We start from the raw sequence: 14,263 nt of genomic DNA on the forward strand, positions 1-14,263 counted from the left end.
GCCTCGTTAGGCTAAAAGCAACAGTCCCAGCCTCTGTCAAGAAGCTGGGACTGTTTACGTTTGGGCGGAAATTTTATTCTACCACCAGCTTTCTATAAGCGGTACCGGCTTCGTGTGTAAGCCGCACCGTGTACAGACCCGGCGTCAGGGCCGGTACTGCCATCGTATGTGCGCCGGCCAATTGCCGTTCGCCAGTCGCCAAGCTTACCACCCGTCGCCCCACGGCATCAACCACCTCTGCCTGCACGACACCAGCCGTTTGCAGGTAGTACGACAGGGTTGCCGTGCCCGCCGTCGGGTTCGGGAACACCGACAACGCCACTTCCGAGGCGCTGGGCGTCGTGGCCGTGATGATGCGCCGGGTGTACCAGATGGGCGAGGTCACAATGCTGTCGCCGTCGGCCTGCGCCACCACGGCGTAGTAGTAGGCCGTCGTGTTCACGCCCTGCGGGTCCACGTAGCTCAGCGCCGTGGCGCCGGCCGTAGCCGAAGCTACCACCACCGGCTTGGCCCCGCTGCCGGGTACCCCGCGCAGCACGCGCACCGAGCTCACCGCCTCGTTGTCGGCATCACTCACGCTCACGCTCATTGAGGCCGGGGTGACGTCGGCAAAAATGCTGCCCATTAGCTGGCTGTTGAGCGTGAACGTTACCTCCGCGTTCCAGTCGTCCGAGGCATAAAAATGCCGCTGTCGCAGTGCGTCAATCATGTCAGCTTTGGTCAGCGCTGGCGCCAACACCACCAATCGGCTCTGGGCCGTGCGCAGAAACGTCGTGTTGTGGTTGTCGTGGTCCATGCCGATTCCCACGTGGTAGCCTTTGGCCAGCAGCGTCTGGAAGTAGGGCGTGTAGCTGCCCCGTGACGGATTGGTGTAACTGGTGTTAGTCGACGTGGCCGGCCCCGAGCGCAATACTGTGCCCACAATGGCCGAGTCGGCCCGTGGGCTGAATGCCGTGCCGGCCAAGTTGCCGTAGTCCGTCCGGTTGGGGTGGGCCAGCGTGGCAAACGCGCCTGGCCGCCGGTTGATTTCGCGGAACAAGGCTTGGTAGTCGTTGCGGGCCACGTACACGTCGTAATTGCCCGGTTCCCAGCCCAGCAGTTGGTTCACCCCGTACACTACCACGTGGCCCCCGCCTGAGATAACGCCCCACTCCATGCCGTAGAGCGCCAGGAAGCTGGCCGTCGTCGCTTGGTCGGCTTGCTGCAAGCCCCGCGCGTAATTGGGCAGGCTCATGCCGGCTTGGCTGTGGTTGTGCTCCGAGATGCCCAAGAAGTCCGAGTGCAGGGAAGCCGCCGCGTATTGAAAATCCTGCAACGGCGTCACCGCCGCCCCATCCTGGTTGCCATCGGAATAGCTGCTGTGCGCGTGAATGTTGCCGCGGAAAGCGAGGAGCGTGCCAACGGGCGGCACGGGCACTGTGTACACCGCCGTGGCGAAGAAGGACGTCCGATAAGCCGCCGAGCAGCCTGTGCCGTTGTAAGTGTAGACCTCCAGGCGGTACGCCGCGCCGGGCACGAGGTTGGTGACTGTCACACTGGAAGCACCCGCCCCTGCATACACCACGTAGCCACTGCCGAGCGCGCTGCCGCTGCCGTACGCGGCCCCGGCCGTGTAGCCCGTGCCGCTCGTGGGGAGTGTCAGCACCGAAGAATTGGGGCGCAACACCACCAAGTGATTGACCCCGTTGCCTGGCGTCCAGCTTACCGTGGCCGCCGTGCGCCCCGCCGCCGCCACCGTGGCCGCCGTGGCGTCCTGGGTGGGGAAACTGGCCAGTACGCATGGGGAAGTAGTAAACGTGCCCGTGGCCGGGGTTGCTTGGAGGTAGTTGGTCGTGCAGCCCGTGCCCAGCAGCTCGTACACTTGGTAGGCGTAGGCCGTGTTAGGCTGCAGGTTTGTCACGTTCACCGTGCTGCCAGTACCGGCATAGACCACAAAGCCACCCGTGCCCAGCTGGGAGCCGCTGCCGAAAACGGCGTTGCCGTTGTACACGCTGCCGTCCGTTGGTGCGGTCGTCGTGGCGCTGGCTGGCCGCACGACCACGAGGCGCCCGGTGCCGTTGCCCGCCGTCCAGCTCAGCGTAACGCCGCCACTGGACAGGCCCGACGACACGGCGGCCGTGGCGGCCTGAGTGGGCTCGGGGCCCAGCGTGCACGGTGCCGTCACGTAGATGTTATCGAACACCGCATTCTCCGCGGCCGTGGTGGCGTGGTTCCAGAAGCAGCCTACCCACGGCAGGGCCGTGGTGGCCAGCGAGGAGTCCTTGCGCACGCCAATGCGCACGTAGGTAGCCGTGGTCGGGTCATCAAAGGTTGTCGTGTTGGCGCTCACCTCCAGCGTCCAGTTGTCCTCGTCCGGCGCGTAGAGCACCCGTACCGTGTGCGCCGGTCCCGTCGTAGCGCCCGTCGCGGCTGGCACGCTCACCGCCGCCAAGGTGCGCAGATTCGTCGGCCCAGCCAGCCCTCCTGTGTAGCGCACCAACTTCAAGCTATCCGGCGCGCCCGAATTACCATACACCACCGCGTAGCCGTTGCCCGTGGTAAAGTCCGACGCGCTACCGGCCAGCACAAAGGCGGCCCCGTAGTTGTTGGGCCCGAACCCCGACGGATTTGGCCGCGACTGCTGCATATTAAATAGCCAAGTCAGCTGGTCAGCATTCTGGCGTAGCACCGGGCTATAGCGACTCGAGACGTCCCGCGACACAAAGTCTTTGCCCAACACGCCGCTGCTTAGCTTAAGTTGGTTGCTGACGATAGCTGCACCCGTGCCCGTCGTGGTTTCTGTTTCCACCCAGCCCTGTCCGACTGTGGGGCTGTCAGCACGATTGAAATCATCGAGAAGGGTGGGCAGCTGAGCGGGCGCTTGGGCACGGACGGCGAAGCTGGTCAGCAGGCCGGCCAGGATAAGCAAGTAAGGATTGCGCATATAACCAGTAATATGTGTATGAATGTAACCATTCAGTCATGAGGGTTACGTGAGGGCCTATGGGTTGTTCCAATGGCCTTCACCATAATCGTAAGATTCAAACGCTGGGGCAACGTCACCCCAGAGGAGCAGGCCAATGACTGAAAGTCATTTTAAGTCATTATCTAGTAAGCCGTGTACGAGACAGTGCATAGTTGCCCGCTACGCGGGCATGAGTGCTGCGATTGGAAGGTCGCGCATATTGTCTCTCATGCCCTATAAAGTGACTCAGCCTCTCCAATACCTGCGTCAACTTAGGCAGCAAAGCAGGTACTGCATCGCAAATCCGGCCCGAAAAAAATTAAAATTTTTAAAATTTACATCGGGGCAGAGGTCACCTCAGTAATATCCCCCCACCCAGTGAGCAAGGGGAAACGCGCGTGCCAAAAGCTATTGCCTTACCTCTGTTTTTATCGTGCAGTTTCGTTTCTATCGAGAAAATGCTCTCTCGTATTACAGTGTTTAAGGCTGGCTTTGCCTTTTAATGTGTTGGTCTAAATCGGCGACCATTGCTGCTAGGCTGACTCCGTAATGCTGACAAAGCACGGCTATTGTGCTTAGCGCAGGGTCTCTATGGCCTACTTCAAGCCGGCCTACGTGCACACCCGTGGCGTCGTACACTTCTTGTTGTGTCAGATGCCGCTCCTCCCTGGCAGTCTTAAGCCGTCGGGCAAGCTCATTCAGAAAAAGGGGATACTTAACGGCCGGCATTCAACCGCAAAGGCCGATATAAGTAGAAATGGACACAATGACCGTACGGTCATTAGAGACGTGCTTTCATCTTATATTTGGGTTCCTTACTGCTTGCTTGTGCTGAAACGATGCTTATGAAGCCACATTTCAACTTTTTATATCCGACATCGCCAAGTCACGGTGCGTGGTGTTTGGCAGTTGCCATAATTGCTCAGGCTGATTTACATCAGTCAACTCCCGTCATGGTACTTCGCTTTGACGAGGTATTTATGGATGCAGAAACAATACCATACGAATGGCTTAGAGAAGCCATAGGCCGAGCTAATGGATTTGGTGTGGGTGTATATGAGTCTGCAGACTTTGAGGAATCGGGCTATTGCTCGTTGTGCTTCTTTACTCGACTCGGATATCGCTCAAGTCCCAGCAGAGTAGAAATCGATTTTCATAAGGACGCCCTGCCTTATTTGAAACAACTGCAGGAGGTTATTCATCAGGTGTATCAGCGCGGTGCGCTTACCCCTTCAAACCTGACGAGGAAAATGAAAACCGTTGCTCCATTGACGCAACTTGATATGAAGAAGAACCACCGGTACGATGGGCCAGCCTTTACGATGTACCGTCACAATGGGAAAATCGTGGATGCGCTAGTGCAGCAGTAGACCTTGCGAGATGTACACAACAGCTGTGCTATAACTTAGGGAGTGAAGGTCAAAATCTTAGAGGGAAAGGGAATAAGTAGGTGATGGGCATTGGTGCTTGGGGAAAGCCAGCGGCGTTACTTTTGGTAAATTGCCCAAGTCAGCCCTAGGCTGAACGCCTTCCTCTATGTCTCAACTGGATTTCTTCGCCAGCGCCCCTGCGCCGGCGATTCCTAAGTCTGCTACCACCGTGCCCCAACTCGACCTGAAAACCCTCGAATCCTGGCTCTGGGATTCGGCCAACATCCTGCGCGGCAGCATCGACAGCTCCGACTTTAAGAACTATATCTTCGGGCTGCTCTTCCTCAAGCGGGCCAACGACGTGTTTGAGGAGGAAGTGGACGCCATTGTGGCCCGCGATGGGGTGAGCCGCGAAGACGCCGAGGAAGATACCTATTTCCACATTCCCGCCGAAGCCCGCTGGGTCACAGTGAAGAAGGCCACCGAAAACATCGGCGTAGTGCTGGACAAGGCCTTTGCCGCCATCGAGCGCGACAACACCCAACTGGAGGGCGTGATGACGGCCACCAAGTTCGGCGACAAGGAAAAACTCTCGGACCACACGCTGCAACGGCTGCTGAGCCACTTCAACCGTCACTCGCTGCGCAACGCCGACCTCTATACCCCTGACTTGCTCGGTGATGCCTACGAGTACCTCATCAAGCAGTTTGCCGACGATGCGGGCAAGAAGGGCGGCGAGTTCTACACCCCGCGCGGGGTGGTGAAGCTGGTGGTGGGCCTCATTAAGCCCGAGGCCAAAAACCGGGTGTACGACCCTACATGCGGCTCGGGCGGGATGCTGATTGAGGCGGCGCGCTACATTGCCCAGCAGCCGGGCGGCAAGGTGGGCAACAACATCAACGTGTCGCTCTACGGGCAGGAAAAGAACCTAGGCACCTGGGCCATCGCCAAGCTCAACATGCTGCTGCACAACTTCGACAGCGCGGACCTGCGCAAGGGCGACACCCTGGTGAGCCCCCAGCACAAGAACGGCGACAACGAGCTGATGCTCTTCGACCGGGTAATTGCTAACCCGCCTTTTTCGCAGGACCGCTGGTGGACGCCCGCTGAGGTGAGCCAGGAAAAGAAGCTCGACAAGCACGGCAAGGAAAAAGAAGTCGCGCCCAACTACGCCAGCGTGGTGGTCGATAACTTCGGGCGGCTGCACTACGGCATTCCGCCACGCGGCTACGCCGATATGGCCTTTTTGCAGCACATGCTGGCCGTACTGAAGCAGGACGGCCGTATGGGCGTGGTGCTGCCCCACGGCACGTTGTTTCGGGGTGGGGCCGAGGGCAGCATTCGCCAGAAGCTGCTCGAAGCCGACCTCGTGGAAGGCATTGTGGGCCTGCCCTCAGCGCTGTTCTACAACACAGGCATTCCAGCGGCCATCTGGGTGCTGGCCAAAACCAAGGCGCCCGCCCGGCGCGGTAACGTGCTGCTGCTCGATGCCAGCCAGGAATTCAAGGAAGGTAAAAACCAGAACGAGCTGGAAGACCGCCACGTGGAGCGCGTGCTGGCGGCCTATAACGCGGGCCAGGACGAGGACAAGTACTTGCGGGTGGTGCCACTGGCCGAAATCAAAGCCAACGACTATAACCTGAATATCTCCCGATACATCGACCGCAGCACCGCTGCCGCCGCCATCGACCTGCCCACCGTGCACGCCGCCCTGCGCGAGCTGGAAGCTAAAGAAGCCGAGATTGACGAGAAACTGGAACGCTTGCTGGAGGAGATTGGGATATGAAGAGCGAAATGAAGCAAACGGTAATCGGGGAGATTCCGGCGGATTGGGAGGTGGTGAAGCTTGGAGACATTATTTCTGACCTTAAATCTGGAGTAAGCGTCAACTCAGAGGATAAAAGAATTCAGATTCCCGGCGAAATCGGCATTCTTAAAACAAGTGCTGTAGCAAACGGCCATTTCTTGCCAAATCAGCATAAGCTTGTTATCGAAAAGGATGTGCAAAGGGCAAAGCTGAACCCTGCAAAAGGCTCAATTTTGGTCAGCAGGATGAACACTCCTGCTTTGGTTGGTGATAGTTGCTATGTTGATAAAGACTATCCTGACTTGTTTATTCCCGACCGGCTTTGGATGACCGTTTTTAACCCAAAGAAGAAAATTAGTAGCAGATGGCTAAGCTTTGTATTAGTTTCTGACTCGTTTAAAGAAACCATAAAGAGCACAGCGACTGGGACCAGCAATAGCATGAAGAATATTTCTAAGGGCAGTTTTCTGTCCTTAGAAGTGTTGCTTCCACCGCTTCCCCAGCAGCGGAAAATAGCCGAAATCCTGTCCACGGTGGATGAGAAAATGGCCGTGATTGACGAACAGCTAGCGCAAACCCAGGAGCTGAAAAAGGGACTGATGCAGCGCCTGCTGACGAAAGGTATCGGGCATACCGCGTTTAAAGATTCGCCGCTGGGGAAAATACCGGAGAGTTGGGAGGTTGCTTCATTGGGTTCAGTCTTTGATTTTTTAAATGGAAAAGCGTTCAAACCTTCTGAATGGTCTAAGACTGGGCTTCCTATTATTAGGATACAGAATCTAAATGGAAGCTCAGTTTTTAACTTTTATGATGGTCCGGTAGATAATAGGAACTTGGTAGAGCCCAATCAATTGCTTTTCTCTTGGTCTGGTAGCAGAGGTACTTCATTTGGTCCTTTCCGTTGGAATGGTAAGATAGGTGTACTTAACCAGCATATTTTCAAGATTCTTGTAAAAAATGTTTCTGTTTTAGACTCGGATTTTGGGTTTTACTTTTTAAAATACCTGACTTCAGATATTGAAGACAGGGCTCATGGTGCTAGCGGATTGGTTCATATTACTAAAAAGGAGCTAGAACATTTTAACCTGTCATTACCACCGCTTTTTGAGCAGCGTAAAATAGCCGAAGCTCTGAATACCGTCGACGACAAGCTGCAAGTCCTCACCGACAAGAAAGCCCAGTACCAAGAGCTCAAACGCGGGCTGATGCAGCAGCTGCTTACGGGGCAGCGGCGGGTGCGGGTGGCGCAGCCGGAAGAAGCATTGACGTAAGTTACTTTTCGGGCCGGGGCTGCTTTCCTCAGGCCGCCTTGGCTAACTCATTCGATTACCCTCTACCACAACCCCATGGAATTTGCCATTGATGCCCGCTCGTGCACCTTACTAAAGGGCAAGAAGCCTGGGCTACTAGATGGGCCGCGCTTCGTGATTCCCGTGTATCAACGGCCATACTCCTGGGGCGAGGAAGAGGTAAGCCGGCTGTTTAGAACAATTATCACCGCGTATCAGAACGGCGGTGAGCCTGCCTTTCTGGGTACCGCGCAGCTGATGCCCCGGGAAGACCAGCACGGCACTTTGCTGCACTACGACATCATCGATGGGCAGCAGCGGCTAACCACGCTGGCGCTTTTCTTCAAGGTGCTGGAGCTTTGCTTCCCGGCTGTAGAGGTGCCTGCCACATTGCGTGGCGGCCAGTGGCTCAGCACCCGCGTCAACAAGGGCGCACAGCAGCAGTGGTTGCAGGAAGTCTTCGACCTGGCCACGCTTCCCGCCGATGCTGCCCAGCACGCCAACCCCTACATCGCTAACGCAGCACACATCTACAATGCGCTGAGCACTGTCCAGGAGGCCGACGAAGAGGGCCGGGCTTCCCTGGTTGTTACGCAGGCGTTGCTAACCTATGTGCTGTATGACCTGCACGTGGTGGTGATTGAAACGCGGGCCGGGCTGGCCAAGACGCTCGACATCTTCAACACCATCAACACCGCCGGGATGGACCTGAACGCGGGCGACGTGTTTAAGATTCAGCTCTACGAATACCTGGCGCGCCGCGCCGATAAAGCCGATGCGGGCGCTCCTGACCGAATTTTCGACCGCATCGACGACTTCTACGGTCGTATCAATGCCAGCAAGTTTGCCAACGGCCACCCGATAACCACCATCGGGGAACTGCTGGAAGTGTACAAGTACATCCTCATTGCGCAAGAGGACGGGAGCCAGGCCCTGCACGGCATGAGCACCGATACCTTTTTCGAGCAGCTATTTGCCTACCTGCTGCTCGGTGAGAAACGGCCCGAGTTCAACAAGCTGAAGGAAGCGTTGGGCGATGACCCCCTAAGCCACCTCAACCGCATTCTGGATGCGCGGCTGGCCTGGGAGAGCTATTACGAAGGCAGCTACCACGTTTGGTACACCCTGAATTGGTGGACGCGTTATGGCGGGTTCTGGCTCGTCGATGTAGTCTACCTGTACCGATTTAGCCAGGAAGCAGATTATAGCCCGATGCAATTCCGGGAATGGAAGGCGTTGCTGGTCCGCTACTATAGCATCCAGTCCCTGCTTTATCGGAAGATGGTGAACCATGCCCGAGGCTTCACCTACGACATGCTCAACCAACTGGTCGCCGCAGATGCTACCCAGGAAGGCATCAATGGCCTGTTGCGGGAGTACATTGCTAGCAGTGAACCGGGATGGCTGAAATGGCAGCTTCTCAATGACCCGATGTTCGACAATGCCAAACGCTGCCAGCTGGCCGTTAGGCTGGGGGCGATGCTCGACCACGAAGACTGGGATGAGACCGGGCTACAAGGGAAGTTCTTCGGCGAAGATGCGCTGTTCGACGTGGAGCACATTCGGCCTTGCAACCCGGAAGAGCCCAGCCCGGATGACGCAGCGTGGGAAAGCCAGCAGCACAAGCTGGGCAACCTGATTCTGCTGGAACGAGGATTGAACCGCTCCGGTGAAGTGTCGAACCACGATTTTCACTACAAATGCACGAACGGCTACGAGGCGAGTGAAGTAAAAATCATCAAGCGGCTCCAGCGCGAAACAGCCGAGTCAAACCATGCGATGCTGCGAACTTGGACGCCGGCCAAAGCCGCCACCCGCACCGCGCGGGAAGCTGAACGGCTGATACGCTTCCTCTATGCCGATTGTGTTTCGGATGATGTGCTAAATGAAATGTGGGCCGCGGAAGCGCAAGCCATGAGTACCAGTCCCGCTTCCTAGCACCGGCCCGATGACCACAAACTCCGAATACCTTACCTCCGAGCAACCGGCGCTGGCGCTGCTGCAACGCTTGGGCTACCAATACCTGAGCGGCGCGGCCCTGGCCACCGAGCGGCCCGACATCACGCAGGTGGTCCTACTGCAGCGGCTGCGAGCCGCCATTGCCCGCCTCAACCCGCTGCTTGATGCCCACAACCAGCAAAAGGCTTACGACCGGATAACGACCGTGTCGGGCTCCTCGCTGATGGAGATAAACGAAGGCGTGTGGAAGCTTCTGCGTGGCAATGCCGAATGGACCCTCAATCAGGACGTGGCCGGCAAGTTGGAGCCATTACCCATCGGCTACATCGACTACCAGACGCCCGCCAACAACGATTGGCTGGTGGTGAACCAGCTCAAGTTTCACGGCCTGGCCGGCAATTCAATTCCCGACTTGGTAGTGTATGTGAACGGCCTGCCGCTGGCCGTGGTGGAGTGCAAGGCGAGCGGCGTTATCAAGGAGCCCATCGGCAGCACCTGGAGCGAGCTGAACTTCTACCAGGGCAACTCCGAGCGGCTGTTTCACTACAATCAGCTTTGCGTAGGCGCCTGGGGAGTGGGCGGGCGCTATGGGGCAATTGGCACGCCGCAGCCGTTCTATTCCCGGTTCCGCGCCCCCGACGATGAGCCCGAACTGCTAGCGCTGCTGGATGGTGCCAAGCCCACCGCCCAGGACAAACTCCTTTTCCACCTGTTCGAGCCCACGCGGCTGCTCGACCTCATGCGTCACTTCGTGCTGTTCGAGCTGGAGGAGGGCGGGCACGTGGTGAAGAAGCTGCCGCGCTACCAGCAGGTGCGGGCCGTGAACAAGACCATTGCTAAGCTGCAGGCCCACCAGCAGGGCGGCGTGGTGTGGCACACCCAGGGCAGTGGCAAGTCGCTCACTATGGCCTACCTCACGCGCAAGCTGCAAGCTCAGGAGTACGGCTTCGACAACCCCACGGTGCTTATCCTAACCGACCGTCAGGAACTGGACCGCCAGATTACGAAGACCTTTCGCAACGTTGGCTTCAAACGCGTGCAGCAGGCGAGTTCAGTGCGCCACCTCGATATGCTGCTGCGCAACGATTACGGCGGCATCATTACCAGCACACTCCAGAAATTCCAGCAAGCCGACCAAGACGCTACCGATACCGCCAACGATTCAGTAGAGCCGGATGACCTAGCCGCGCCAAGCGAAGCGTCAGCCGATGAAACTACCCCCGCCCCCCGGCCGATGCGTACTTCTCAGTCCATTGACGGCAACAGCTTGGTAACGGTTGAAGAAGAATTGGTGGATGGGAAGTGGAAAGAGGTAAGCCGGGTTGCTATTGAGCTGGTGCCCTTGAGCCGCAAGCAGAATCTGTATGTACTGGTAGATGAGGCCCACCGCAGTCACTACGGCTTCCTGGCCGCCTTCATGCGCACGGTGCTGCCAGAAGCCAAATTCATTGCCTTCACAGGTACCCCCATTTCCAAGGAAGACAAGTCCACGCTGGCCGAGTTCTACGGCCAGGAGTATCTCGACGTGTACACCATCGTGGAATCGGTGGCCGATGGCGCCACCGTACCCTTGCTCTACGACGCCGGCATTGCCCGCCTCGACGTGCACAAGGAAGCGCTGGACAAGGAGTTTGAGGAGCGGTTTGGCCACGAATCTGAAGAGAAGAAGGATAAGCTGAAAGACGAGGCGCTGCTGAAATACCAGCGCTCCGCCGGCCGCATCCGCGACATCAGCATGCACCTGCTGGAGCACTTCCGCGACAAGATTTTTCCCGATGGGCACAAGGCTTTGCTGGTGTGCTCGGGTCGGCAGGCCGCCCTCGATTACCAGCAAACTATGCTGGTGCTTCGGCAATCCGGTTTTCACGACTTCACCACCAAAGTCGTAGTCAGCTTAGGCTCGCCCAAGTCGGACCCCATTGCCCGCGATTACTTCGAGCGCCTGGCTTGGAACCGCGAAAATCCGCACGACCCACTGCCCTTGCTCGTCACACCTACCGAGGATATCAAAAGCGTCACCGAGGATTTCAAGCTGCCTTTCGGCGACGAGTCGGTAATGGACCAGTCGGGCAAGCGCAAGAAGCATGACAACACGGCCATCCTCATCGTGTCGGACATGCTGCTTACGGGCTACGACGCGCCCATTGCCTCCTGCCTCTACCTCGATAAGCCGCTGAAGGAGCACAACCTGCTCCAGGCCATTGCCCGCGTCAACCGCACCTACAAGAGCAAGGCCGCCGGCTACATCATCGATTACAACGGCGTCACCCAGCACCTCATCAAGGCCCTGGAGATTTTCAGCGGCGACCTGCGCCCCGACGACCTGCTGCGCAATCTGAGCGAGGAAATTCCCCAGCTGGAGCTGAACCACGCCAAGCTGCTGGCCTTCTGCAAGCCCTTGAAGGCCAACAAAGGTTACCAGCGCGAGGCCTTCATCGAAGAGTGCATCCAGTTTATCGAGCCCTTCCACCGCCGCGACGAGTTCAAGGCCCTGCTGCGGGCTTTCAACAAGTCGGTGAACATCGTTCTGCCCAATAAAGCCGCGCTGAAGTACGAAGGCGACTTCAAGCTCTTCAACGAAATCAAGGTGCGTGCCCGCAACACCTACCCCGATGATGAAGAGTTAAAGGTGAGCCCCGACGAAAGCAAGATGCTGCAACAGCTCATCAACGACCACCTCACCTCGCAGGGTGTGCAGAACCTGCTGGCCGAGCCCGTCAGCATCATTGACCGGGAGAAGTTCAAACAGGAAATCCTGAATGCCTCGCCCAGCACTAAGATGCTGAAGATACGCAACCAGCTCAAGCACGTCATCCGGTTGGGCATGGACCGCAACCCCGATTACTACAAGCCCCTGGCCCAGCGTCTCGAAGAGCTGCTGAAAGAGTACGAAGCTCAGCGCATCGACCAAGCCCAACTCTTGCTGGCCTTCACGCAGCTGCAGGACGAAGTCATCAACGAAAACCAGGAGGGCAACGCCCACGGCTTCCTCACCGAAGGCCAAGTAGCGGTATTCAACTCCATGAAAACCATTTTCGACGGCGAAGCTGCCACCGCCACCACCAAGCTGTTCGAGCTGGTGAGCGGCGAACTGGAAATCGTGGGCTGGCGCGACAAAGGCGAAGTCCGCAACGATATAGAAAGCAAAATTCGCAAGCTGCTCGCTGACAAAATGGAACGGGCCGAAGCACGCCAGAAAGCCCGCGAGCTGGTTGAAATCCTCCGTAAGAATTAGCCCTATGCGCAGCGTACAATACGGCGACCGCACCATTGCCTACACCGTGCAGGAGCGTCCCGACCTCAAGGCCCACTACCTGAGCGTAGATAAGGACCAGGGCGTGGTGCTGAAAGGCTTGCGCCTGCCCACGCCCCAGTCCGATAAACTAGTGCTTCAAAAAGCCCGCTGGATTCTGGAGAAGCTGGCCTTGGTGCAGGCCGTCGCTACTGAGGACATTGTGACGGGCTCCCGCATCACCTACTTGGGCCGGCAGTACTACACTGAGGTAGTGGTTGATGAATGCGAGCCAAACGCTCGCATTGTTTTCAACCATTCGCGCTTCCGCATCCACGTCAGCCCGGCCGTTGACCGGCAAACCGCCATTCAGCAGGCGCTCATCGCCTTTTTTCGAGCCAAAGCCCAGGAGAAGCTCACGCGCCGGATGCGGCAATGGTCGTTCAAAACGGGTCTGGCTTACGCCGATTTCAAAGTTCGCACGATGGAAAAGCGCTGGGGCAGCTGCACCGGCGCCAACACCATTTTGCTAAACCCAAACGTGGTGAAGCTGCCCTATTCGCTGATTGACTACGTCATCGTGCACGAGTTATGCCATACGAAGGTAAAGGACCATTCAAAAGCCTTCTGGACGGAAATGAGCCGTCATCTGCCCAACTGGAAAGAACTGGATGTGCAGATAAGCCGGGCTAGGTGCGATTAGTGTTGATTGGCTATCGCCAAAGCATTCTCACATATTTCTCATCATCCTTTCCATATCGGCTTTGGAAAATGTAATAAATGGCGATGGTGGGCTATCCATCATCCGTTGTATTTGAGCGGCAGACGGCCCGTTTGAGGTGCCTCGATGCGAAGGGGATGGTGTTATCTCGTCGAGCCAGCAACGGCCAGCCAAGTAGTTGGCTGGGTTCTTAAGGAACTGCTTATCGGGCTTGTTCCTTACGTAGGTAGGCACATTTGCCAGAATAGCTGAGCGGTCCGCATCGGTGAGAGCATTCCACCGCTTAAGACACAAAGCCCGGTCGACTTTTTTGCCGTAAGCATTCCAGAACTTTTCAAAGGAATCAAGGTCCTCCTTTTTTTTTTCTGCGCGCCAGCGCCCCGTCGGCGAAAAAGAAGAATCATTACTCGCTGCTGAAGCGTGAGCTTCATTTTTTTTGTTTTGGTCTGGTTTAGTCTCGTCTGGTTTCGTCTTATGTACTAGACCCGAAAACGCCCCGAAACCGTCCTCAATCTGTGCTGAAACCACACCCGAAAGGGGGGCATTGGGAGCGCCTCCATTGCTTCCATTGGGGGATGAATCAGAGTCAGGGCCTACGCCGATGATAGTGTATTCCGTCGTGCTTCCCCGCCCGTTGCCGTTTGTGTAACGCAACAAATCGGCGTCACGCAAGCGCTTGCGGGCGGTATCGAATGGCTTCTTTGAAGAGAGTGCCATGTGGGCCATCAATCTCTCGACTGAGAGATGAAACGGGTTTTTCCAGCCTAACCGATTGCAGCGGTCCAGCAAACGCATGTAAAGGGCAATTTCGAGCGAATTGAAAGCATACTCCAGGTCTTTAGCCCAAAAACGATTAATGAGTTGTATGTAATTCATGGGGTTGGTTGTCAAGACAATTAGAGTGTAGTCTTGTGCGGTTTAAGAGTTTGAAAGCAGGGATT

9 protein-coding genes are annotated in these 14,263 nt (G+C 57.0%); 6 read left to right on the forward strand and 3 right to left on the reverse strand.

The genetic code is table 11. The features are described 5' to 3' along the window. Positions 1–73: 73 nt before the first annotated feature. Together Q4S41_RS02245 and Q4S41_RS24540 are read right to left on the reverse strand one after the other, a co-directional pair. Positions 74–2,923: a T9SS type A sorting domain-containing protein gene (locus tag Q4S41_RS02245; RefSeq protein WP_305029502.1), complete on the reverse strand. Its 2,850-nt coding sequence runs from the start codon at positions 2,921–2,923 to the stop codon at positions 74–76. A 501-nt stretch (positions 2,924–3,424) separates the two neighbouring features. Then, positions 3,425–3,673: a helix-turn-helix domain-containing protein gene (locus tag Q4S41_RS24540; RefSeq protein ID WP_369811236.1), complete on the reverse strand. Its 249-nt coding sequence runs from the start codon at positions 3,671–3,673 to the stop codon at positions 3,425–3,427. Between the two features lie 77 nt (positions 3,674–3,750). Here Q4S41_RS24540 and Q4S41_RS02250 point away from each other — a divergent pair, with 77 nt between their 5' ends. The 6 genes from Q4S41_RS02250 to Q4S41_RS02275 all read left to right on the forward strand — a co-directional run bounded on the left by Q4S41_RS02250 (position 3,751) and on the right by Q4S41_RS02275 (position 13,304). Continuing rightward, positions 3,751–4,314 carry a hypothetical protein gene (locus tag Q4S41_RS02250; protein ID WP_305029503.1) on the forward strand — a complete coding sequence of 188 codons (564 nt, stop codon included), beginning with the start codon at positions 3,751–3,753 and terminating at the stop codon, positions 4,312–4,314. 166 nt (positions 4,315–4,480) lie between these two features. After that, entirely contained in the window at positions 4,481–6,100 is a 1,620-nt protein-coding gene (locus Q4S41_RS02255; RefSeq protein WP_305029504.1) for a type I restriction-modification system subunit M, read from the forward strand. Between the two features lie 8 nt (positions 6,101–6,108). Beyond that, positions 6,109–7,392, forward strand: a complete 1,284-nt coding sequence (locus tag Q4S41_RS02260) for a restriction endonuclease subunit S (protein ID WP_305029505.1) — start codon at positions 6,109–6,111, stop codon at positions 7,390–7,392. A gap of 75 nt (positions 7,393–7,467) precedes the next feature. Further along, positions 7,468–9,348 (forward strand): DUF262 domain-containing protein, encoded by a 1,881-nt coding sequence (locus Q4S41_RS02265; protein ID WP_305029506.1) that lies wholly within the window; start codon positions 7,468–7,470, stop codon positions 9,346–9,348. A 10-nt stretch (positions 9,349–9,358) separates the two neighbouring features. Then, complete coding sequence (locus tag Q4S41_RS02270) at positions 9,359–12,604, forward strand: type I restriction endonuclease subunit R (RefSeq protein ID WP_305029507.1); 3,246 nt, start codon at positions 9,359–9,361, stop codon at positions 12,602–12,604. Positions 12,605–12,608: 4 nt separating this feature from the next. After that, a complete protein-coding gene (locus tag Q4S41_RS02275) occupies positions 12,609–13,304 on the forward strand; it encodes a M48 family metallopeptidase (RefSeq protein WP_305029508.1) in 696 nt (231 codons plus the stop codon). Between the two features lie 27 nt (positions 13,305–13,331). Here Q4S41_RS02275 and Q4S41_RS02280 read toward each other — a convergent pair whose 3' ends face one another. After that, a complete protein-coding gene (locus Q4S41_RS02280; RefSeq protein WP_305029509.1) occupies positions 13,332–14,198 on the reverse strand; it encodes a hypothetical protein in 867 nt (288 codons plus the stop codon). Positions 14,199–14,263 lie beyond the last annotated feature (65 nt).

Origin of the sequence: Hymenobacter convexus, from assembly GCF_030580955.1 — a bacterium.
In the GTDB taxonomy this organism is placed as follows: domain Bacteria; phylum Bacteroidota; class Bacteroidia; order Cytophagales; family Hymenobacteraceae; genus Hymenobacter.